Genomic DNA, 21,661 nt, shown 5'->3' on the forward strand with positions numbered 1-21,661 from the left:
TTCCGTCTTCGATTTCCATATGGAAATCGGCGCCCTGCGGGGCTGGTGGGCCAGGTTGATCACCCGGTGCTCGGGCTGCCGCCGGGCAACGGAAATCGCGCGATTTCCGTGCACGAATTCCGCGCGGAATTCGTCCCCGCTCAGTCCGCCGGTTCGAGCCGGATGATCCCCGTCGCCGCGGCGCGGGCGAGGCCGGCGTCCAGCGACATCGGGATGTACTCGCCCCGGCGCCAGAGGTCGCCCAGATCGTCGTAATGGCGGCTGAGGGGGTGGCCGGACTGGCCGGTGGAGATGACGAAGACCGAGGAATCGGGGTCGGCGAAATCGTAGACGCCCCGGTAGGCGGCGGCATGGACATTGGCGAAGGGGTGCTCGCCCGTGCCCGGCGTCAGGCCCCGGTTGAGGGTGAAGTCGCCGCCCGAGGTCGACTGGCGGATGTTCACGAACCACGACAGGATCGGCACGTTGCCCATCACCTGGTGGTCGTGCCGCGCCACGTGCGCGTCGCCCCAGCGCAGGGACTGCAGGTCCTGCCCGTAATGTTCGCCGATCCAGACCAGCGCATCGTCCAGCGCCATGCGGGAGAGGTCGGTGCAGCTTTCCACCGGCGCCGATTGCTGGACGTCGCACCAGACGGCGGCGCCGCCGATGTCGCGGAAGACCCGCTCGATGAAGAGCGGCTCCACATGCGGGAACTCGGCGGCGAAGGGGCCGAGCTCGTCCTCGATCAGACGGTTCTGAAGCGCCCGGAGCCAGGCGGCGTAGATCAGCGGCTCGGGCAGATGCTCGTTCATCTCACCGTTCCACTCCGCCAGCAGCGCCAGCGCCTCCTGCCGCTGCCGCTCCGGCGTGCCGTCCGGCGCCGCCTCGCCGGTGAACCACAGGTCCGCCCCGATCAGCGGCAGGAGGTTCCGTGCCGCCTGGCTGATCGTGTCGAGCTGCGCCTCGATGAAGCTGTCGCGGGTATGGACCTCGCGCTCCTGCATCAGGAACTCCCAGCGCTGCACGCGCTGCGTGTCGCCCCAGTGGAAGGCGAGGTGCTCGGGGAAGGGGCGGTCGGTGATCTTGTTGTTGGTGTTGCCGAGGATGCCGCCGGCGGGATCGTTGAAGGAGGGGTTCTCCCCATAGGGGAAGGTGCCCTGCCAGCGGTTCTCCTCTATGTAGCCGAGGGTGGGCAGGCGCCCGCGGCTCTGGTGATCCGCATCGCGCCGGGGCAGGACGCCGGCGACCTGCAGGGCGATGTTGTTGCGATCCGCCAGCGTCACGGTCGTGGGCGGGGCGACGAAGCGGGAGAGGGCGCGCTGGCCCTCCTCGACCGAATGGGCGCGCATGAGGTCGAGCCCGGCGGCGACGGAGGTGTCCTCCCGGCTCAGGCCCGTCCAGTTGGCGGTGGTGACATGGCCCGGCGGGCGGATGTAGGGCAGGCCGAACTGCTCGGGCGGCAGCACCGGCCCGTTGGCGGACCATTGCAGGTTGATGGTCACGGGCGCGGCGCCCGCGACGTTGATGATCGTCTCGCGCTGGACGAACTCCTCCCAGCCGTCGGGGCCGCGGTACTGGTCGGCGTTGGCGGGGTTCACCTCCTCCTGGTAGAGGTCGACGTCGTCGACATAGGTGGTGGTGATCCCCCAGCCGAGGTCCGCCGAGCGGCCGGTGAGGATGTTCGGCATCCCCGGGACCGTCGCCCCGATGACACCGCCCGACTGCAGCTCCAGCTGGGCGAGGTACCAGATGGAGGGCGCCGTCAGCCCCAGGTGCGGGTCGTTGGCCAGCAGCGTCGAGCCGGTGGCCGAGCGGCTGACCGACGCCGCCCAGGCGTTGGAGGCGCCGCCGAGCGACGGCGGGTTGATGGGCGAGAGCGGCCCGTATTCGGGGTGATCCGCCTCGGCGAAGCTGGTCGCGGGCGCGTTCGGAACAAGGGCGGCATATTCCGGCAAGGCGGCGAGGCCGGCGCCGGGGGTGGCGGGCATCAGGTCCTCCACCCGCTCGGACGGCAGGGCGAGCGAGAGGCGGGCGCGCAGCACCTCGTCCTGGAAGTTGGTGGTCAGCTGCAGGGCCATGATCTTGGCGATGGCCAGCGAATCCGCCGGCTGCCAGGGGGCGATGGCGTGGTTGAAGAGCCACATCTCCGGCGCCCCGCGCCCGCGCGCGCCGGCATTCACCTCGGTGATCCACGCGTTGACGCCGGCGGCATAGGCTTCCAGCGCCGAGAGGGCGTATTCGTCCTGCACGGCGACGGAGGCGGTGGCGGCGCCGTAGATATCCAGCCGGCGCAGCAGCACGTCGGTGGAGAGGGTGCGCGCCCCGAAAAGCTCGCTCAGCCGCCCCTGCGCGGTGCGGCGCAGCGTGAGCATCTGCCAGAAGCGATCCTGCGCATGGGCGAAGCCGAGCGCGTAGTAGACGTCGTCATCCGTGGCGCCGAAGATATGCGGCACGTCGGCATTGTCGCGCACGATCTCCACCGGGGCGCTGATCCCGGCGACCTCGAAGGTGCCCGAGTAATCGGGCAGCGAGCGGGAGGCGAAGTAGTAGACGAGGGCGACGGCGCCGAGCGACAGAACAACGAGCCCGACCGCGATGCGGAAGAGCCAGCGAAATGCGGTGCCCATGCTATGTCCCCTTGCGCTCCTGCCACCGGGGGGCGGATTGACGCGCCGGCCCCGGCTTCTAGGGTCAGCTACCAAATCTCTCGGGCAGAAGGAATGTGGAGATGGCCAAACTGGCGTTTCTGGGATTGGGCGTGATGGGCTTTCCCATGGCCGGGCATCTGGTGGCGGCGGGGCACGAGGTGACCGTCTACAACCGCACGCCCGCCAAGGCGGAAGCCTGGCTCGATGCCCATGGCGGACGCAGCGCCGCCACCCCACAGGAGGCGGCGGCGGGGGCGGAGTTCGTCATGGCCTGCGTCGGCAATGACGATGACCTGCGGGCCGTCTGCCTTGGCGAGACCGGCGCCTTTGCCGGCATGGGCAAGGGGGCGGTGTTCGTCGATCACACCACCGTCTCGCCGGGTGTGACCCGCGAGCTGGCGGCGCACGCTGGCGAGGCGGGTCTCGGCTACGTCGACGCCCCCGTCTCCGGCGGGCAGGCGGGGGCGGAGAAGGGGCAGCTCTCCGTCATGTGCGGCGGGGCAGAAGCCGATTACGCCGCCGCCGAGCCGGTGATCGCCGCCTATGCCAAGATCTGCCGGCGCATCGGCGAGGTCGGCGCCGGTCAGGTGACCAAGGCCGCCAACCAGATCGCCATCGCCGGGCTCGTGCAGGGGCTGAGCGAGGCGCTGCATTTCGCCGAGAAGGCGGGGCTCGACGGGCGCGCGGTGGTCGAGGTCATCTCGCAGGGCGCCGCCGGCTCCTGGCAGATGGAGAACCGCTACGAGACCATGCTGGACGACGCCTTCGAGCATGGCTTCGCGGTGGACTGGATGCGCAAGGACCTCGCCATCTGCCTGAAGACCGCCGATGAGACGGGCGCCTCGCTCCCGGTCACGGCGCTCGTCGACCAGTTCTACAAGGACGTGCAGAAGATGGGCGGCGGGCGGTGGGACACCTCCTCGCTCTTCAAGCGGCTGAGGAGGATCGACGGCGACTGACCGGGCGCCCGGGCGGGGAGGCGGAAACCATATGGTTTCCTTGCACGATTTCCATATGGAAATCGGTCCTCCGCGGTGACGGCAGCGCGGGACGTCTGGGCTGGGAGGGGGGCTGTCTGCCCCCCGCCGCCGGTCGCGGCCCCCCCCGAGGATTTTTCGGGACCAAAGACGGGAGGCCTTAGCGCTCGGGGAGGAGGCCCCGCGGGCTGAAGCGCAGGACGAGGAGGAGGACGACGCCCATCGTCAGCAGGCGCATGTGGGCGGCGGCGTCCTGCAGGTGGCCGCGCAGCCACGAGCCCTCCGACATGCCCGAGGTGATGACATCCATCAGCCACAGGCCCATCGGCTCGACCATCACCCAGAGCCACCAGATCAGCAGGCCGCCGAGGACGGACCCGAAATTGTTGCCCGAGCCGCCGACGATCACCATCACCCAGACGAGGAAGGTGTAGCGCAGCGGCTGGTAGGTGCCGGGGGTCAGCTGGCCGTCCAGCGTCGTCATCATCGCGCCGGCGATGCCGATGACGGCGCTGCCCAGGATGAAGACCTGCAGATGGCGGCGGGTGACATCCTTGCCCATCGCCTCCGCCGCGACCTCGTTGTCGCGGATGGCGCGCATCATGCGCCCCCAGGGCGAGGCGAGGGCGAGCTGGGCGAGGATGAGCAGCACCGCCAGCACCACAACGAAGAGCCCGGCATAGGCGAGCTTCACGGTGAGCGAGGAGGCGGTGATGGCATCGATCCCCCAGCTCGCGGCGCGCTCGAGGAAGACCGGATCCTGCTGCAGATCCACCTCGTAGGGCACGGGGCGGGGCAGGCCGGCGACGTTCTTGACGCCGCGGGCCAGCCAGTCCTCGTTCTTCAGGACGGCGATGATGATCTCGGCGATGCCGAGCGTGGCAATGGCGAGATAGTCGGAGCGCAGGCCGAGGGCCGTCTTGCCGATGGCCCAGGCGGCACCGGCGGCGAGGACGCCGCCGAGCGGCCAGGCGAAGATGATCGGCAGGCCGAGCCCGCCGAGATAGCCGGTCGAGGCGGGGTTCACCGCCTCCACCCGCTCCACGGCGCCGTCGAAGACCCAGCGGTAGAGGAAGAAGCCGGCGAGCAGGTAGGCTAGCAGGATCAGGCCGGACGACTTGCCCTTCGGCAGCCGCCGCCAGAGCGCGATGGGCCCGGCGATGATCGCCGCCCCCAGCGCCAGCGCCCCGATCAGGCGGGCGCCCCCGGCGCTCCACGCCTCGGCCACGGGCGGCACGGAGGTGAGCACGGCGGCCAGCCCGCCGAGCGCCACGAAGCCCATGACGCCAATGTTGAAGAGCCCCGCGAAGCCCCATTGCAGGTTCACCCCCAGCGCCATGATCGCCGAGACGAGCCCGTAGTTGAGGATGGTGAACGTCACGCTCCACCCCTGCGTCAGGCCGGTGACGAGGAGGAGCAGCGCCATCAGCGCGTAAAGGATCAGGCCGCGCGTCATACCGACTGCCCCCTAAAGAGGCCCGTGGGGCGGAAGAGAAGGACGATGATCAGGATCGCGAAGGAGACGGCGAACTTGTAATCCGTCGACATGAGTTGGACGAGGCCGTCCGGCTCCAGCGCCTCGGGCGCCATGTAGCCCAGCACCTTCTTCCAGGCATAGGTGATCATCACCTCCGAGAAGGCGATGACGAAGCCGCCCGCGATGGCGCCGATGGGGCTACCGAGGCCGCCGACGATGGCAGAGGCGAAGATCGGCAGGAGGAGCTGGAAGTAGGTGAAGGCCTTGAAGCTCTTGTCGAGCCCGTAGAGCACGCCCGCCGTGGTGGCGAGCGCGGCGACGATGATCCAGGTGATGGCGACGACCCGCTCGGGGTTGATGCCGGAGAGGAGCGCCAGATCCTCGTTGTCGGAATAGGCGCGCATCGACTTGCCGGTGCGGGTGCGGTTGAGGAACCAGAAGAGCAGGGCGACCGCGATGGCGGCGGTGACCAGCGTGATCACCGTCGTGGTGCGGACCGCGAGGCCTTCCTCCAGCCCCGTCATGTCGCGGAAGTCGCGGGCATTGATGATGAAGCGCTCGCCGTCGGCGAAGCCGATGTCATCCACGCCGATGACGAAGCGGACGATGCCGTTCATCACGAACATCACCCCCATGGAGACGATGACGAGGATCACCGGCGCCGCGCGTTGCTTGCGGTAGAAGGCGTAGATCGTGCGGTCTGTCAAAAGCAGGAACAGCGCCGTGCCGAGGATGCCGAAGGGCAGGGCGAGCAGGGCGGTGGGCAGCACGCCGAAGGAGACGCCCATGCCCTGCAGGCCCCAGGTGGAGAGGATGGTGATCATCGTCCCGAAGGCCATCGTGTCGCCATGCGCGAAGTTGGAGAAGCGCAGGATGCCGTAGATCAGCGTCACCCCGAGCGCGCCGAGGGCGAGCTGCGCCCCGTAGGCGAGCGCCGGGATCAGCACGAAGTTGGAGAGCGCGACGATCGCGTTCAACGGGTCCAAGGGGCGACCTTTCTGCTGAGAGGACGACGGGCGATCACTGCGTCACCGCGCAGGTCATGAAGGCAACCGAGGCATCGGCGCGCGCCGTATCGAGAATGTGCCATAGAAGACTGGTTTCACTGGAGATCAACAGCGTATGGCGGTCGTCGCCATCGGCCCAGAGGAACGGCCCGAAGCTGCTGTCCGCCCACATCTCGGCAATCTCGCCGGCCCATTCGATGCGGTACATCCCGCCGCCATCGGCCTCCGTCTCCTCGGGGAGGAGCGTGAAGGTCACATCATCGCTGCCCGGGGCGCAGGCGCCCGTGTCACCGCAGCGCTGGGTGATCGTGCAGTCGAAGACCTGCCGCGCGCCCTCGGCATGGGCCGGGGCCGCGAGGAGGAGCAGGGCGAAGAGGGGGACGGGTTTCACTGGGGCCTCCATGGCTCACACATGCCGGCGAAGGCGATGACGAGAGGCGCCTTGGTGGCCGGGGCGTCATCGTCGTAATCGATCTGCCAGAGAGCCTCGCCACCCGCGCCGATCGTCATCGTCTCCGTCGCCGGCGTGGTGTGGAAGACGAGGATGTCGGCGCCGCCCGTCGTGCTGCGGGTGCCATCCCATTCGCCGCTGCCGACGACGCGGATGCGCGCGGTCTTGTCGGAGGCGGCGATGATCACCTGCCACTCCGCCGGCTCCACGCCGCCATCCTGGAAGTACGCCTGCTCGAAGAGGCAGGTGCGCTGGTCGGCGGCGGCGGCGACGCCGGCGGCGAGGAGGGCGGGCACGAGCGGGATCAGGATGCGCATCATCGTCCTCCCAGGAAGGTGCGGCGCACCTCTTCGTTGGCCAGAAGCTCCTCGCCGGTGCCCTCGTAGGCGTTGGCGCCCTGGACGAGCACGTAGCCCTTGTGAGCGATCTCAAGGGCTTGCCGGGCGTTCTGCTCCACCATCAGGATGGTAATGCCGGTGCGGGCGATCTCGATGATGCGGTCGAAGAGCTCGTCCATCACGATGGGCGAGACGCCGGCTGTCGGCTCGTCGAGCATCAGCACCTTGGGCTGGGTCATCAGCGCGCGGCCGACGGCGACCTGCTGGCGCTGGCCGCCGGAGAGCTCGCCCGCGGCCTGTCGGCGCTTGTCCTTGAGGATCGGGAAGAGGTCATAGACCTGCGCCATCGTCCCCTTGATGTCGTCACGGCGCAGGAACGCGCCCATCTCGAGGTTCTCCTCCACCGACATGGAGGTGAAGACGTTCTGCGTCTGCGGCACGAAGGCCATGCCCTTGGCGACCCGGTCCTGCGGGGAGAGGCCGGTGATGTCGTCGCCGTCGATCTTCACGGCGCCCTCGCGGAGCTTGAGCATCCCGAAGATGGCCTTCATCGCCGTCGACTTGCCGGCGCCGTTGGGGCCGACGATCACCGCGATCTGGCCCGCCTCGGCGGCGATGGTGCAGGAATGGAGGATATCCGCCCCGCGACCGTAACCGCCGGTCATCGCCTCACCGATCAGGAAGGGCGCCGAGGCGTCTCGGGGCGTGCCCCGCGGCTCCGAGCGCTGGGGCGGCGCGGTGAGCCGGTCGCTGGACTTTGTGATCGAGCGGTCCTTGTTACCGCGGCTGCCATAATCGCTCATCGGGCATCCTCCGCCGGGCGGAACAGGGCCGCGAAGGCCTGCTGCGCGTCAAGTAGGCCGTCCGTCGGCTCCGGGCCGGGCTGCCAGGCGAGGAGCTGGATGGCCTCGTCTTCCGTCATCACCAGCGTGTTGACGAAGCCCAGCGTGCCGCCGGGGCCCTGCGGCATGCGGTAGGCGAGGGTGGTCGAGGGGTGGCCGAGCGTCTCGCCCTCCAGCGCCCGGCGGAAGCCGAGGATCTCCTCGTCGATACCGGCGCCCGTCTCTGCCGTCTCCACGACGAGGCGCACGAAGTCCTCCAGCGTCACGCCGCGGCTGAGGCCGGCCGTCTCCGCCATCAGGCCGAAGGTGATGTCGCTGCCGCCGGTGGGCCGCCAGACGCCGGTGAAGGCGGTGCCGGCCGGGTCCATCGCCGTCAGGCTCTCGGGCGCGCCGCAGAAGGCGAGCGTCTCGGTGACGGGGGCGCAGGGGCCCTCGGTGATCTCGGGAGCGGCGGCGCGCGCGGCCGGTGCCTCCTCCACCAGCGGGCGCCAGGAGCCGTCGGAAAGGAGCTCGACGTCCTGCCCCTCGATCACGGCGGTGCCGATGACTTCGGGGGCGTCCTGCGCGGCGGCGGGCAGGGCAAGGCAGAGGCTCGCCGCGGCGATGAGCAGCCTCATGCGGCCCCCTTGTTCTTCAGCCCGCGGCCCAGGTAGGCCTCGATGACCGCCTCGTTCTCGAGGATCTCGCTGGAGGTGCCGGTGGCCAGCACCTTGCCCTCGGCCATGACGATGACCGGATCGCAGAGGCGCGAGATGAAATCCATGTCGTGCTCGATGATGCAGAAGGTGTAGCCGCGCTCGGCGTTCAGCCGCTGGATGGCGTCGCCGATGGTGCCGAGGAGCGTGCGGTTCACGCCGGCGCCGACCTCGTCGAGGAAGACGATCTTGGCGTCGACCATCATGGTGCGGCCGAGCTCCAGCAGCTTCTTCTGGCCGCCGGAGAGGTTGCCGGCCTTTTCGTCCGTCAGGTGAGAGATGGTCAGGAAGTCGAGGACTTCCCTCGCTTTTTCCGCCAGAGCCTTCTCTTCGGCGCGGATGCGTCCGCGGTGGACCCAGGCGCTCCAGATGCTCTCACCCGTCTGCGAGCCGGGGACCATCATCAGGTTTTCCAGCACCGACATCGAGGAGAACTCGTGGGCGATCTGGAAGGTGCGCAGGAGCCCCTTGTGGAAGAGGTCATGCGGCGGCAGGCCGGTGATCTCCTCGCCATCCATGAAGACGGCGCCGGAGGTCGGCGGCAGGCGCCCGGCGATGACGTTGAACAGCGTGGTCTTGCCGGCGCCGTTCGGCCCGATGAGGCCCGTGATGGAGCCTTCGGCGATCTCCAGCGAGGCGCCGTCGACGGCATGGAAGCCGCCAAAATGCTTGTGCAGGTTGTCGACCCTGATCAACGCCCGTCCCCTCAGGCTTGCCCGTTCGGGCTTGTTGTTGGTGGCCGGGCCCGCGCGGCGGCGGGCCCGGCGATCGTCAGATCAGCGGAACTGCACTGTCTCGATGGTGCCGTCCTGGATCTCGATCTCGCGGTAGTTGCCGGCGCTCTCGCCGGGGCCGATCAGCTCGACGGCGGTGGCGCCGACGTAGTCGATGTCCTCGCCCGCGGCGATCAGCTCCAGCGCCTTGCCAAGCTCGCCCGGCAGGATCGGTTCGCCCGGGGCGTTGGCCAGATCCATGATGACGGCGGAGACCTCGGCGCTGTCGGTGCTGCCGGCCTTCTCCATGCCCAGCATGATCAGCGCGGCGGCGTCGTAGCTTTCCGGCGCGAAGGCCGAAGTGCCGTCGAAGCCGGCAGCGGTCGCCATCTCCTGGAAGATCTCGGCGCCCTGGCTGTCAGTGCCCGGGTACTGGCCGAAGGAGCCGTCGAGGCCGGAGCCGATATCGTCGACGAGCTGCTGGCCGACCATGCCGTCGGGCAGGACGAAGGTGTCGAAGGCGCCCGAGTCGAGGCTGGACTGGATGATGCCCTTGCCACCCTGGTCGGTGTAGCCAGCGACGACGAGCACCTCACCGCCCGCGGCGGCCAGCGAGGCGACCTCGGCAGAGTAGTCGGCCTTGCCGTCCTCATGCGCGGCGTTGATCGTGACCGTGCCGCCCATCTCGGTGAAGGCCGCCTCGAAGCTGTCGGCGAGGCCCTTGCCGTAGTCGTTGTTCGTGTAGGTCAGCGCCACTTCGGAGATGCCGCGATCCATCAGGATCTCGCTCATCACCACGCCCTGGCGGGCGTCGGAGGGGGCGGTGCGGAAGAAGAGGCCGTCATCCTCGGCCGTGGACAGGCCAGGGGAGGTGGCCGACGGCGAGATCATCAGGATGCCGTTGGGGCGCGCGACGTTCTGCAGGATGGCGCCGGTGACGCCCGAGCAGTCGGCGCCCATGATGGCGGCAATGCCGTCGGAGGTGACGAGGCGCTCGGCGGCGGCCGTGGCGGCGGCGCTGTCGATGCAGGTGTCGTCGGCGCGCACGCCTTCATAGGTGTTCATGGCGGAGCCGGTAGCGTTCATCTCTTCGATGGCGGCTTCGGCGCCCGCGGCCATGGCCGGGGTGATCGATTCCAGCGGCCCGGTGAAGCCGAGGATGATGCCGATCTTGACGTCTTCCGCCGAGGCAGCCCCGGCCAGCAGCGCCGCGCCGGCCGTGGCGAGCATGAGCTTTTTCATTTGTGTCTCCCTGTCATGGACTTTCGGTCCTGCGGGGAGGCTAGACTGGCAATTTTGGAAATGAAAGGTGGTTGCCGCGCAAGACGCGGCGTCTGAGGGCATTTGCCCATCCCTTGGGCGCGGGAGACACGCCCCCGGAGCGCGCAGCCTGGGCAGATGTCTAGGCACGCGGCGGTTCGAAGGCGAGGCGGAGGAGATTGCGCAGCACCAGCACCTGCGTCGCCAGCACCCGCCGCTCGCCCAGCGCCTTGGCCATGACGATGCCGCCTTCCAGAACGGTGTTCACCGTGTCGGCGAGGTCCGCCATCTCCACCGAGGTGCGGGGCGGGTAGCTCTCCGCCAGCTCCTCGAAGACGGCGATGAAACGGTCACGCCAGGCGGCGACGGCGCGGCGGTTGGCCTCGCGCACGTCGGAACTGAAGAGCCTGTCCTGGAAGGCCGCGGTGGCGACGATGCAGCCGGGATAGTCGCGCTCGACGTTCTCCACCGTCTCCGCCAGCAGCTTCATGGCGATGAGCACGCGCTGCAGCGGGTCGTCGGACAGCTCGGCGGCGCGGGCGAAGATGCCGTCCAGCATCTCGCGCTCCTCGTCGGCATGCTGGTCGATCAGCGCGACGGCGAGGGCGTTCTTGTCGGGGAAATGGTAGAAGAAGCCGGAGCGAGTGAGCTCCGCGCCGGCGACGATCTCGTCGATCGAGGTCGCGTCGAAGCCCTTCCAGAGAACGGCCTCGCGCGCGACGGAAAGGATTCTCGCCCGGGTCTCGACCCCCCTGGCCATGGCCCCCGTGCCCCCAGCTACTGGACTGCCGGTACAGTGAAAAGCTCGACGCGCAAGGCTCTGATTTTACGGGGGAAGCGCCATCTGAACCTTCCGTACCAGAGCTCGACTAGCTCGGGCGGCGCCGGACGCGGCATAGGGGCGGCGCTTTCAGATGACAGGAGAATTTATCATGACCAAGTCCGATCACCTCTCGAAACTGCTCGCTGCGACGCGCCCCTGGCTGGCCGATGGCGGGCTTGAGACCTCGATGATCTATCACGAGGGGTTCGACCTTCCGGGCTTCGCGGCCTACCCGCTGCTGGACGATGCGCGGGGGCGTGCGGCGCTGACGCGCTACTATGCCGGCTACGTCGACCTCGCCGCCCGGGCAGGCACCGGCTTTTTCTGCGACACCGCCACCTGGCGCGCCAATTCCGCCTGGATGGCGCGGCTGGGCCACAGCGACGTGGCCGGCGTGAACACGCGCGCCGTCGCCTTCGCGCAGGAGCTGCGGGACGCCTACGAGACGCCGCTCATGCCGGTGCTCATCAACGGCGCCGTCGGCCCCTCCGGCGATGGCTACGTCATCGAGGAGGCGCTGAGTGCGCCTGCCGCCGAAGAGGTGCATTCCGCGCAGGTGCAGGCGCTCGCCGAGGCTGGCGTGGATCTCGTCACCGCGGTGACGATGACCTATCCGTCCGAGGCCATTGGCGTCGTGCGCGCCGCGCAGGCGGCGGGAGTGCCGGTCGCCGTCTCCTTCACGGTGGAGACGGACGGGCGGCTGCCGAACGGGCAGGGCATCGGCGGGGCCATCGCCGAGGTCGATATCTCGACGGACGGCGCGCCGGTCTACTACATGGTGAACTGCGCCCACCCCGATCACTTCTCCTCTGCTCTCTCGGGCGGCTGGCTGAAGCGGATCGGCGGGCTCCGGGCCAACGCCTCACGGATGAGCCATGCCGAGCTCGACGTCTCGGAGGTGCTCGATGACGGCGATCCTGCCGAATACGGGCGGCTGCACGCGGCGATGATGCCGCTCCTGCCGAACCTCAAGGTCCTGGGCGGCTGCTGCGGCACCGACCACCGCCATCTCGGCGCCGTCGGGGCCTGCTGCCTGTCGGCCGAGGCGGCCTGATCCAGAGACAGCGAGACCGGGGCGGGCGCCGCGGGGCGCCCGCCCTTTGCTTTCGTATCAGACGGGCCGCGAGGCCCGATTTCCAAGGAATTTTCAGATGACCAGAGAGATGTTCTTCTTCACCGCCCTCATCAGCGGCAGCGTCGCGCTCGCGGGGACCACGGCGCGCGCCGAGCCCTGCACCTTCGCGGATCCCGCCCATATCGACGGCCACTCGCCCGGCCAGCAGCCGGTGGCGGAGACGCCTCGGACCACAGGCGTCAAAGCCCGTCTGACGTTCCGCGACGTGGCCCATATCGACGGGCACAGCGACATGGCGGAGGCGCGGGCCGCCTGTGCTGCCCTCGGACCGGAGGCCCGGGCGTGGTGCACGGTCGCACTCGGCAAAGGCTCGTGACCGGCGCAAGGGCAGGCTCCTGAGCCTGCCCGGCGCCCCCTCAGACGGAGAGGCGCGCCGCGTGGCTGCCACGCTCGCGGTAGGGCGTCGTGTCGTAATGCGCGCGGTAGCACTTGGAGAAGTGCGAGGGCGAGGTGAAGCCGCAGGCGAGCGCCACGTTGATCACGCTCATATCCGTCTGCATCAGCAGGTTCCGCGCCTTCTGCAGGCGCAGCTCCATGTAGTAGCGCTTTGGGCTCTTCGAGAGGTAACGGCGGAAGAGCCGCTCCAGCTGGCGGGTCGACATGCCGACCTCCGCCGCGAGGGCGGCGGGGGAGATCGGATCCTCGATCGCCTGCTCCATCCGCTGGATGACGCGGGAGAGCTTGGGGTGGCGCACGCCGATGCGGGTGGGAATCGACAGACGCTGCGTATCCTGGTCCGTGCGGATGGCGGAGTAGATGAGCTGGTCGGCGACCGCGTTGGCGAGATCCTCGCCATGGTGATCGGCGATGAGCTTGAGCATCAGGTCGATGGAGGCGGTGCCGCCGGCGGTCGTGATCCGGTTGCCGTCGACCACGAAGACGCTCTTGGTGAGCGTGACGTCCTCGAACTCCTCCGCGAAGCTGTCCTGGTTCTCCCAGTGGATCGTGGCGCGCTTGCCGTCGAGCAGGCCGGCCCGGGCCAGCGTGTAGGAGGCGGTGCACAAGCCCCCCATCGTCACGCCCCGCCGCGCCTCGCGCCGAAGCCAGGAGAGGACCTTCTTGGTCGTCGCCAACTGCACGTCGATCCCGCCGCAGAGCAGGACGATGTCGTCGCGGGCCAGCTCGGCCAGATCGCTATCGAGGCGGAACTCGGTGCCGGCCGAGCAGCGCGCGAACTCACCGCCCTCGCCGGCCAGCGACCAGGAGTAGAGCTGGCGGCCGGCCATGCGGTTGGCGATGCGCAGGGCTTCGACCGCGCAGGAGAAGCAGAGCATGGTGAAATTGTCGAGCAGCACGAAGACGAAGCGGCGGGGCCGCTCCGGCGCGTTCTCGATCTCGACGATCTGTGGTTCGATATGCGTGATGGTCATGCGGGCCAAACCGGGTTTTGAGAGCCTCAGCAGGTTTGCCCCGCCGCCGCAAGGGCAATCGAACGCGACATGCGCAGGTCGCTTTTCTCTGCCGCCTTCGGTGGCGGTCTGGGGATGGCGCGAGCTTTCGGGCCGGGGAGGGGGCTGTCTGCCCTCCACTGCCCTTGGCAGCCCCCCGAGGATTTGGGGGACCAAAGACGGGGCAGGGCGGGCCTTGCCGCGCTGCAGCGGGGGTTTCCCTTGGCCTGAGGGCGCGGCGCCGCTATACGAGCGCCCTGCGGCGCGCGCCAGGACAGCGCGACATGACAGACGGCCGCACGGATGGAGGACGAGATGAGCAATTGGACGAAATCGGATTGGCGGCAGAAGCCTCGGGTGCAGATGCCCGATTATACCGATGCGGCGGCCCTCGGGGCTGTCGAGGCCAAGCTCTCCTCCTATCCCCCGCTCGTCTTTGCCGGCGAGGCGCGGCGGCTGAAGACGGCGCTTGCCGCCGCCCAGCGGGGCGAGGCCTTCCTGCTGCAGGGCGGCGACTGCGCCGAGAGCTTTGCCGAGTTTTCCGCCGACGGCATTCGCGACACGTTCAAGGTCATGCTTTCCATGGCCATGGTGCTGACCTACGGCGCCAAGGTGCCGGTGGTGAAGGTGGGCCGCATGGCGGGCCAGATGGCCAAGCCGCGCTCGGCGCCGACCGAGGTGGTGAGCGGGCAGGAGCTGCCCTCCTACCGCGGTGACATCATCAACGGCTTCGAGTTCACGCCCGAGGCGCGCATCCCAGACCCGCGGCGCATGGAGCAGGCCTACCTGCAGGCGGCGGCGACGCTGAACCTGCTGCGCGCCTTCTCCACCGGCGGCTATGCCGACGTGCACAAGGTGCATGCCTGGACGCTCGGCTTCGTGGAATCGCCCGAGGCGGAGAAGTACCGCGACATGGCGAACCGCATCTCCGACACGCTGGACTTCATGGCCGCCGCCGGTGTCGGCGCCGAGGCCCGGCACGCGATGGAGACGGTGGATTTCTACACCTCCCACGAGGCGCTGCTGCTCGAGTACGAAGAGGCGCTCTGCCGGCTCGATTCGACCTCCGGCAAGTGGCTCGCCGGCTCCGGCCACATGCTGTGGATCGGCGACCGGACGCGCCAGCCCGATGGCGCCCACGTGGAGTTCTGCCGCGGCGTGCAGAACCCGATCGGCCTGAAGTGCGGCCCGTCGATGACCACCGGCCACCTCAAGGCGCTGATCGCCAAGCTGAACCCGGCCAACGAGGAGGGGCGGCTGACGCTGATCTCCCGCTTCGGCGCCGGCAATGTCGGCGAGCATCTGCCGCGCCTGATCCGCGCGGTGGAGGAAGAGGGCGCCAAGGTCACCTGGGTCTGCGACGCGATGCATGGCAACACCATCAAGTCCGCCTCCGGCTACAAGACGCGGCCCTTCGAGTCGGTGCTGCGCGAGGTGCGCGAGTTCTTCGCCGTCCATGCCGCGGAGGGGACGATCCCCGGCGGCGTGCATTTTGAGATGACGGGCCGCGACGTGACCGAGTGCACCGGCGGCGTCCGCGCCGTGACGGACGAGGATCTGTCGGACCGCTACCACACGGCCTGCGATCCCCGGCTCAACGCCTCCCAGGCGCTGGAGCTGGCGTTCCTCGTCTCCGAGGAGCTGGTCAGCCGCCGCAGCGCCATCCAGGAGGCGGCCGCCGCCTCCTGAGCCTCGCGCCGGAAATCGCTTGCAGGGAAGGGGCCTTTCGGGGCCCCTTTCTTCTTGTCCGGATTGGAGGTCGTCATGGGCGAGGCACCCGCACTGGAGGGGCGCTGCATCTGCGGCGGGGCCGGCTGGTGGCTGGCCGAGCGGCCGCAGGACGCGACCACCTGCAACTGCACCTTCTGCCGCCGCTTCGGCGTCATGATGGCCTATGCCGAAGACGGGCCGGGCGGGACGATCACCGGGGAGACGCGGCTCTACCTGTGGGGGCCGAGGGCGATCGCCCTCCATCTCTGCCCGACCTGCGGGTCCTACCTGGGCTGGACGGAGGTGGCACGCGGCGGGCCGCGGCGCTTCGCCGCCAACCTCCGGCTTGCGCTCGATCCTGACTCGGTGGCGGACATCCCGGTGCAGCCCTTCGAGGGGCTGGTCAGCTTCGAGGACCTGCCGAAGCGCGGCCAGTGCCTCGCGGATCTCTGGGCATGAGCGCCGCTGTGGAGGGGAGCTGCCATTGCGGCGCCGTCCGCTGGCATTGGGCCGGTGCGCCGGAGAGCGCGACGGCCTGCAATTGCGGGCTCTGCCGCCGCGCCGCCGCGCTCTGGGCCTACGGGTGGGAGGGGGAGGCGATCACGGTGTCGGGGCCGACGCGGAGCTTTCTGCGCGGCGACCGGGAGATCGAGTTCCACCATTGCCCCACCTGCGGCGGGCTCGCCTACTGGCGGGCCGTGGCGGTGCAGCCGGACGGGCGACGGCGGATGGCGGTGAACCTGCGGATGGCGGAGCCGGAGGCGGTGGCGGATCTGCCGGTCCGCCATGTCGATATGCTCCGCGGCGAGGTGCCGGGATACGTCAAAGGCCGGGTGGCCGATCTCTGGTTCTGAGAGGGGATCGGCGCGGGGCGGAGGTCACCTCCGCCCCGCGCCGCCCAAGGTGCCGCCGGCGCGCGCCCCCGCGCCCGGAACGGGCCGCTGCCCCGGCCCCGGCACCAAGAGTCCGCGCCTATTGCCCGCCGGAGACGAGCCGCAGCTGCGGGCGCCCCTCGCGAAGGGGGCGCTGGTGCGGCGGCTGGGCGGCGACGGCATCCTCCGCGCGCACGAGGCGCGGCGTGAAGGCCTGCCGCATCGCCGGCTCCCAGCGCAGCGATTCCGCCGGGCCGATGGCGAGCCGCCGCGGGCTGCGCCCGGCCGGCGTGTCGAGCACGAGAGCCCCCAGCGCCCGCGTCGTCTCCCCCGCCTCGTCTGAGAGGGGCAGGAGCAGCAGGCGCCCGTTGGCCTTCGGCCGGCCGATGGAGCGGGTCGAATGGACGGGGATGTCCACAAGGGCCGGCACGCTCCACAGCTGGTTGAGCCACATGCGCAGGGCGCCCCGCGCTTCCGGCAGGAAGAAGGCGGAGATGGGCATCCCCCGCGCCTCCATCCCCAGCTCGGCCTGCAGGGCGTGCCCGGCCACCCGCATCCGGCCGATGCCGGGCGCCACCTTCTCGAGGATGAAGGCATGGGGGAGGGCATCGTCGATGCGGTTGGGGTCGATCTCGCCGCGGGCGGGGAGCTTCTGTGGACGGGCAAGGCTGCGCCAGTACCGCTCGAGCCGCACCAGCGGGCCCGTTGCCTCGGCCAGATCACCCATGTTGCTGTCGCCTGCCATAACCGACTCCGTCTTTCTCAAACTTCTTGGGCCGATCCTAGTCGGTTTGATGAAAATTGTTTTCAATAAAGTTACGAAACGGTTAATTCGTGCCGGTCTTGCTCAGACTTTCCCAATCTTCTAACCGGGACGGACCATTCACCAGCGAAGGGCGCCCATGATCGCCTCGATGACCGGATTCGCCAGCCGCCCGGGCCGCGCCAGCGAGGACGCCCGCGGCCGGGGCGGCGCAGGGGAGTGGTCGTGGGAGATGCGGGCCGTCAATGGCCGCGGGCTCGACCTGCGGCTGCGCCTGCCGGAGGGGATCGACGGGTTGGAGGCGCGGCTGCGCGCGGCGCTGACCGGCGCCGTAACGCGCGGAAACGTCTCCCTCACGCTTCGCCTCGGTCACGGGGCCGGTGACGGCGCCATGGAGGTTGACGAGGCGGCGCTGGAAGCGGTGCTGGCGCAGGTGCAGGCGGTGCGCGCCCGGGCGGAACGCGTCGGCCTCGCGCTCGGCCCCGTCTCTCCCGCCGATCTCCTCGCCCAGCGCGGTGTCCTCCGCTCGCCCACGCCCGCCTCGGCCCGGCCGCTGCTGGAGCCGCTGATGGCGGATTTCGGGGCGTTGCTGGCGGAGTTCCTCGCCATGCGAGCCCGCGAAGGGGCGGCGCTGGCGGAGCTGATCTCCGCCCAGCTGACCCGGATCGAGGCGCTGGTGGCCGATGCCGGTGCCGCCGCTGCCGCCCGCGCCCAGACGGCGCGCGAGACGCTGAAGGCACAGGTGGCGCGGGTGCTGGAGGAGACGCCGGTCGACCCGCAGCGGCTGGCGCAGGAGCTGGCGCTCCTCGCCGTGAAGGGCGACGTGACGGAGGAGCTGGACAGGCTGACCGCCCATGTCACCGCCGCGCGGGAGCTGCTGGCGGAGGGCGGCGCCGTGGGGCGGAGGCTGGACTTCCTCGCGCAGGAGTTCAACCGGGAGGCGAACACGCTCTGCGCCAAGTCCGGCGATGCGGCGCTCACGCGCATCGGGCTGGACCTCAAGGCTCTGATCGACCAGATGCGCGAGCAGATTCAGAATGTGGAATAGGACGTAGATGGCCGACCTGACGCGCGGCGCCCGGCGGGGCCTGCTGATCATCCTCTCCTCCCCCTCCGGGGCCGGCAAGAGCTCCCTCGCCCGGGCGCTGAGGGAATGGGATCCGACGATCCGCTTCTCCGTCTCCGCCACGACGCGCGCGCCGCGCACGGGCGAGCAGGACGGGCGGGAATATCACTTCGTCAGCCACGAGGATTTCGAGGCGATGGTGGCGCGGGGCGAGATGCTCGAGCACGCCCGCGTCTTCGGCAACCTCTACGGCACGCCCCGCGCGCCGGTGGAGGCGGCGATGGCGGCCGGGCAGGACACGCTCTTCGACATCGACTGGCAGGGCGGCCAGCAGATCAAGGAATCGGCGCTCGGCCACGACGTCGTCTCGCTCTTCATCCTGCCGCCTTCCATCGAGGCGCTGGAGACGCGCCTGCGGGCGCGGGGGCAGGACAGCGAGGAGGTGATCCGCGCGCGGATGGAGAAGAGCCTGGCGGAGATCAGCCACTGGGCGGAATATGACCACGTGCTGGTCAACGACGACCTGGCAACCTGCGCCGAGCAGGTGAAGACCATCGTCGCCGCCGAGCGGCTGCGCCGGGGCCGGCAGCCGTGGCTGCGCGATTTCGTCCGCGCTCTCGGCGAGGAGAAGGAGGAACGGGCATGATCTACGATCTGGGCAGCCGCAAGCCGGTGGTCGACAGCTCCGCCTGGGTGGCGCCGGGCGCGCATGTCATAGGCGCGGTGGTGCTGGGGGCGGATGCCTCCGTCTGGTTCGGCGCGGCGCTGCGGGGCGACAACGAGGCGATCATCGTCGGCGCCGGCACGAACATCCAGGAGAACGCCGTCCTGCACACCGACATGGGTTTCCCGCTGACCATCGCCCATGGCTGCACCATCGGCCACCGGGCGATGCTGCATGGCTGCACGATCGGCGAGAACTCCCTGATCGGCATGGGGGCGACGGTGCTCAACGGCGCCAGGATCGGCCGCAACTGCCTGATCGGCGCCGCGGCTCTGGTGACCGAACGCACGGAGATCCCCGACGGCAGCCTCGTCATCGGCGCGCCCGGCAAGGTCGTCCGCACGCTGACGGAGGCGGAGATCGAGGGGCTGCGCGTCTCGGCCCGCCACTACCAGGAGAATGCCCGCCGCTTCGGCCTGGAGCTGACCGCCTGGGAATAGGCCCCGGGCAGGGCGGCCTCGCCTGCGGCGTGCGCCCGCCCGCCCGGGGATCCCCGGCGGCGATGGGGCGGACGTGTTGGAGGGTGGCTGGTGGAGGAGGGGGGCTGTCTGCCCCCCGCTGGCTGCGCCAGCCCCCCCAAGGATTTTTCGGACCAAAGACAGGGGCGGCGGGTTGGGCGGGTGGCGCGTAAGCGGCCGGCTTTTTCAAGGGCGGTGACTTGGGGGCGGGGGGTCGGCATGGTGGAGGGGCCAGGGCTTCGGGGCGCTGGGGAGAGACGGGGGCGGTATGGCTGTATTCGTGGCCTTGTTGCGCGGCGTGAATGTCGGCGGCGTGAAGGTGGAGATGGCGCGGCTGAGGGCGCTGGCCGAGGGGCTCGGCTGGGGCGACGTGCGCAGCTACATCGCCTCGGGCAACGTCGTGTTTTCCGCAGAGGGTGACCCGGCAGAGCTGGCGAAGGCGCTGGAGGCGGCCATCGCGGCGGAGTTCGGGCGGGCTGTGCCGGTGCTGGTGCTGACCGCTGGCGAAATGCGGAAGGTGGCCCAGAACTGCCCCTTCGAGGTTGAGAGCGGCAACAAGGTGCATTGCTTCTTCTGCTGGGAGACGCCGCGGATCGACGAGGCGCGCTACCGCGAGCTGAAGCGGGAGAGCGAGGCGCTGCAGGTCGTCGGCCGCCATGTCTGGATGCTGCATCCCGAGGGGATGGCGGGCAGCCGGCTCGGCGAGCGGATCGGCCGCGTCGTCGAGGGAACGGAGCTGACCGGGCGCAACCTCAATACCGTTCGCAAGCTCGCCGGAATGGTGGACGCGGGCGCGGGGGCGTGATAGGCGGGGCCCATGAAGAGCATCTGCATCATCTGCTGCATTATTTCCTGCTGACAATCGTCGCGGGCCGCTCTTTCACACCCTGATCGTCTGAGATAGCCACCCCGCGACCCCTCGCGCGAGGCCGCCATGACGACACTCCACTTCTGGAACAGCAAGAGCCGGGCGAAGGAGCCGTTCGCCCCGATCCGCGAGGATGATGTGCGCATCTATCTCTGCGGGCCGACGGTCTATGACCGCGCGCATCTCGGCAATGCCCGGCCGGTGGTCACCTTCGACCTGCTCTTCCGGCTGCTCCGCCATGTCTACGGCGAGGGTGCGGTGAGCTATGCGCGCAACTTCACCGACGTCGATGACAAGATCAACGCCCGCGCGCAGGAGCGGGCGGAGGAGACCGGCGAGAGCGTGCAGGAGGCCATCGGCGCGATCACCGAGGAGACCATCGGCTGGTATCACGACGACATGGAGGCGCTGGGCACGCTCCGCCCGACGCACGAGCCGCGGGCAACGGGGCACGTGGGCGAGATGATCGCGATGATCGAGGGTCTGATCGAGACGGGTCATGCCTACGAGGCGGAGGGGCACGTGCTCTTCTCCGTGGGGTCCTACCCGGAGTATGGCGCCCTCTCCGGCCGCTCGGTGGATGACATGATCGCCGGGGCGCGGGTCGAGGTGGCGCCCTACAAGCGCGACCCTATGGACTTTGTCCTCTGGAAGCCGTCGGACGAGTCGCTGCCGGGCTGGGAGAGCCCATGGGGGCGCGGTCGCCCCGGCTGGCATATCGAGTGCTCGGCGATGAGCGACGCGCTCTTCGGGCCGAGCTTCGACATCCATGGCGGCGGCACGGACCTGACCTTCCCGCACCACGAGAACGAGCTGGCGCAGAGCATGTGCGCCCATCCCGAGGGGGAGTTCGCGCGCGTCTGGCTGCACAACGAGATGCTGCAGGTCGAGGGGCGGAAGATGTCCAAGAGCCTGGGCAACTTCTTCACCATCCGCGATTTGCTGGACAAGGGCGTGCCGGGCGAGGTGATCCGCTTCGTGCTGCTCTCCACGCATTACCGCAAGCCGATGGACTGGACGGAGACGAAGCGGGAGGAGGCCGAGGGCACCCTGCGTGACTGGCGTCGGCTGGTCGCCGGAGCTGAGCCGGGGGCGCCCGACGCGCAGGTGCTGGCGGCGCTGGGCGACGATCTCAACACCGCCGGCGCCATTGCCCGGCTGCACGAGCTGGCGCGGGCCGGGGAGGCCGGGGCGCTGCTGGGATCGGCGCAGCTGATGGGGCTGCTGACGGACGAGCTCGCCGGCTGGGAGGGCGCCGGGGATGCCGGCGCGAAGATCGAGGCGCTGCTCGAGGAGCGGCATGCGGCGCGCAAAGCCAAGGACTTCGCGCGGGCGGACGAGATCCGGGCGCTGCTGACCGAGGCGGGCGTCGAGGTGATGGACCGGCCGGACGGGGCGGACTGGGCGCCCGGGCCGGGGTTCGATGCGGGGAAGTTGGTATGAGTCCTTTTGCAATAGAGGGGG

At 69.7% G+C, this 21,661-nt stretch carries 23 protein-coding genes; 11 read left to right on the top strand and 12 right to left on the bottom strand.

All coding sequences use genetic code 11. The annotated features are described in order from the left end of the window. Positions 1-140 precede the first annotated feature (140 nt). Positions 141-2,609: a penicillin acylase family protein gene (locus GY170_RS07305; protein ID WP_163891573.1), complete on the bottom strand. Its 2,469-nt coding sequence runs from the start codon at positions 2,607-2,609 to the stop codon at positions 141-143. Positions 2,610-2,710: 101 nt separating this feature from the next. Between GY170_RS07305 and GY170_RS07310 the strand changes: the two genes are divergently transcribed. After that, positions 2,711-3,589, top strand: coding sequence for an NAD(P)-dependent oxidoreductase (locus GY170_RS07310; RefSeq protein ID WP_163891576.1), 879 nt, complete (start codon positions 2,711-2,713; stop codon positions 3,587-3,589). A 178-nt stretch (positions 3,590-3,767) separates the two neighbouring features. On the opposite strand, the gene GY170_RS07315 is transcribed toward GY170_RS07310, so the two are convergent. The 9 genes from GY170_RS07315 to GY170_RS07355 all read right to left on the bottom strand — a co-directional run bounded on the left by GY170_RS07315 (position 3,768) and on the right by GY170_RS07355 (position 11,150). Further along, the gene (locus GY170_RS07315) at positions 3,768-5,063 is read right to left on the bottom strand and encodes a branched-chain amino acid ABC transporter permease (RefSeq protein WP_163891578.1); all 1,296 of its coding nucleotides are present in this window, start codon (positions 5,061-5,063) and stop codon (positions 3,768-3,770) included. Continuing rightward, the gene (locus GY170_RS07320; RefSeq protein WP_163891580.1) at positions 5,060-6,070 is read right to left on the bottom strand and encodes a branched-chain amino acid ABC transporter permease; all 1,011 of its coding nucleotides are present in this window, start codon (positions 6,068-6,070) and stop codon (positions 5,060-5,062) included. Before GY170_RS07320 ends, GY170_RS07315 begins: the two co-directional genes overlap by 4 nt. Positions 6,071-6,104: 34 nt before the next feature. Beyond that, complete coding sequence (locus GY170_RS07325; protein WP_163891582.1) at positions 6,105-6,482, bottom strand: hypothetical protein; 378 nt, start codon at positions 6,480-6,482, stop codon at positions 6,105-6,107. Beyond that, the gene (locus tag GY170_RS07330; protein ID WP_163891584.1) at positions 6,479-6,859 is read right to left on the bottom strand and encodes a hypothetical protein; all 381 of its coding nucleotides are present in this window, start codon (positions 6,857-6,859) and stop codon (positions 6,479-6,481) included. Before GY170_RS07330 ends, GY170_RS07325 begins: the two co-directional genes overlap by 4 nt. Next, on the bottom strand, positions 6,859-7,683 hold the full coding sequence (locus GY170_RS07335) for an ABC transporter ATP-binding protein (RefSeq protein WP_163891587.1): 825 nt from the start codon (positions 7,681-7,683) through the stop codon (positions 6,859-6,861). The genes GY170_RS07330 and GY170_RS07335 overlap by 1 nt, the downstream gene beginning before the upstream one ends. Then, entirely contained in the window at positions 7,680-8,339 is a 660-nt protein-coding gene (locus tag GY170_RS07340; RefSeq protein WP_163891589.1) for a hypothetical protein, read from the bottom strand. The genes GY170_RS07335 and GY170_RS07340 overlap by 4 nt, the downstream gene beginning before the upstream one ends. Beyond that, positions 8,336-9,112 carry an ABC transporter ATP-binding protein gene (locus GY170_RS07345; RefSeq protein WP_163891590.1) on the bottom strand — a complete coding sequence of 259 codons (777 nt, stop codon included), beginning with the start codon at positions 9,110-9,112 and terminating at the stop codon, positions 8,336-8,338. The genes GY170_RS07340 and GY170_RS07345 overlap by 4 nt, the downstream gene beginning before the upstream one ends. An 81-nt stretch (positions 9,113-9,193) precedes the next feature. Beyond that, positions 9,194-10,372 carry an ABC transporter substrate-binding protein gene (locus GY170_RS07350; protein ID WP_163891592.1) on the bottom strand — a complete coding sequence of 393 codons (1,179 nt, stop codon included), beginning with the start codon at positions 10,370-10,372 and terminating at the stop codon, positions 9,194-9,196. A gap of 160 nt (positions 10,373-10,532) precedes the next feature. Beyond that, positions 10,533-11,150 (bottom strand): TetR/AcrR family transcriptional regulator, encoded by a 618-nt coding sequence (locus tag GY170_RS07355; protein ID WP_163891594.1) that lies wholly within the window; start codon positions 11,148-11,150, stop codon positions 10,533-10,535. A gap of 172 nt (positions 11,151-11,322) precedes the next feature. Here GY170_RS07355 and GY170_RS07360 point away from each other — a divergent pair, with 172 nt between their 5' ends. Together GY170_RS07360 and GY170_RS07365 are read left to right on the top strand one after the other, a co-directional pair. Further along, on the top strand, positions 11,323-12,267 hold the full coding sequence (locus tag GY170_RS07360; RefSeq protein ID WP_163891596.1) for a homocysteine S-methyltransferase family protein: 945 nt from the start codon (positions 11,323-11,325) through the stop codon (positions 12,265-12,267). A 97-nt stretch (positions 12,268-12,364) separates the two neighbouring features. Continuing rightward, positions 12,365-12,664 carry a hypothetical protein gene (locus tag GY170_RS07365; RefSeq protein ID WP_163891598.1) on the top strand — a complete coding sequence of 100 codons (300 nt, stop codon included), beginning with the start codon at positions 12,365-12,367 and terminating at the stop codon, positions 12,662-12,664. Positions 12,665-12,704: 40 nt separating this feature from the next. On the opposite strand, the gene GY170_RS07370 is transcribed toward GY170_RS07365, so the two are convergent. After that, on the bottom strand, positions 12,705-13,718 hold the full coding sequence (locus GY170_RS07370; RefSeq protein ID WP_163891600.1) for a GlxA family transcriptional regulator: 1,014 nt from the start codon (positions 13,716-13,718) through the stop codon (positions 12,705-12,707). Positions 13,719-14,051: 333 nt separating this feature from the next. On the opposite strand from GY170_RS07370, the gene GY170_RS07375 reads away from it, so the two are divergent. From GY170_RS07375 to GY170_RS18460, 3 genes are read left to right on the top strand one after another with little or no spacing between them, the layout of a single operon-like run. Further along, positions 14,052-15,425, top strand: a complete 1,374-nt coding sequence (locus GY170_RS07375; protein WP_163891602.1) for a class II 3-deoxy-7-phosphoheptulonate synthase — start codon at positions 14,052-14,054, stop codon at positions 15,423-15,425. 54 nt (positions 15,426-15,479) lie between these two features. Beyond that, complete coding sequence (locus GY170_RS07380) at positions 15,480-15,905, top strand: GFA family protein (protein ID WP_167803304.1); 426 nt, start codon at positions 15,480-15,482, stop codon at positions 15,903-15,905. Further along, on the top strand, positions 15,902-16,300 hold the full coding sequence (locus GY170_RS18460; RefSeq protein WP_163891606.1) for a GFA family protein: 399 nt from the start codon (positions 15,902-15,904) through the stop codon (positions 16,298-16,300). Before GY170_RS07380 ends, GY170_RS18460 begins: the two co-directional genes overlap by 4 nt. Positions 16,301-16,418: 118 nt before the next feature. On the opposite strand, the gene GY170_RS07390 is transcribed toward GY170_RS18460, so the two are convergent. Next, positions 16,419-17,063, bottom strand: a complete 645-nt coding sequence (locus tag GY170_RS07390) for a PAS domain-containing protein (RefSeq protein WP_163891608.1) — start codon at positions 17,061-17,063, stop codon at positions 16,419-16,421. Positions 17,064-17,232: 169 nt separating this feature from the next. Between GY170_RS07390 and GY170_RS07395 the strand changes: the two genes are divergently transcribed. The 5 genes from GY170_RS07395 (at position 17,233) to cysS (ending at position 21,640) form a co-directional block, all read left to right on the top strand. Next, on the top strand, positions 17,233-18,129 hold the full coding sequence (locus GY170_RS07395; RefSeq protein WP_235924079.1) for a YicC/YloC family endoribonuclease: 897 nt from the start codon (positions 17,233-17,235) through the stop codon (positions 18,127-18,129). Positions 18,130-18,136: 7 nt separating this feature from the next. Continuing rightward, positions 18,137-18,793 carry a guanylate kinase gene (gmk, locus tag GY170_RS07400; protein ID WP_163891613.1) on the top strand — a complete coding sequence of 219 codons (657 nt, stop codon included), beginning with the start codon at positions 18,137-18,139 and terminating at the stop codon, positions 18,791-18,793. Beyond that, complete coding sequence (locus GY170_RS07405; RefSeq protein WP_163891615.1) at positions 18,790-19,311, top strand: gamma carbonic anhydrase family protein; 522 nt, start codon at positions 18,790-18,792, stop codon at positions 19,309-19,311. Before gmk ends, GY170_RS07405 begins: the two co-directional genes overlap by 4 nt. 286 nt (positions 19,312-19,597) lie before the next feature. Next, positions 19,598-20,134, top strand: a complete 537-nt coding sequence (locus tag GY170_RS07410; RefSeq protein WP_163891617.1) for a DUF1697 domain-containing protein — start codon at positions 19,598-19,600, stop codon at positions 20,132-20,134. A gap of 129 nt (positions 20,135-20,263) precedes the next feature. Then, positions 20,264-21,640, top strand: a complete 1,377-nt coding sequence (cysS, locus tag GY170_RS07415; RefSeq protein ID WP_163891620.1) for a cysteine--tRNA ligase — start codon at positions 20,264-20,266, stop codon at positions 21,638-21,640. Positions 21,641-21,661: the final 21 nt, after the last annotated feature.

The organism is Pseudoroseicyclus tamaricis (genome assembly GCF_012070395.1).
Taxonomy (GTDB): domain Bacteria; phylum Pseudomonadota; class Alphaproteobacteria; order Rhodobacterales; family Rhodobacteraceae; genus Pseudoroseicyclus_A; species Pseudoroseicyclus_A tamaricis.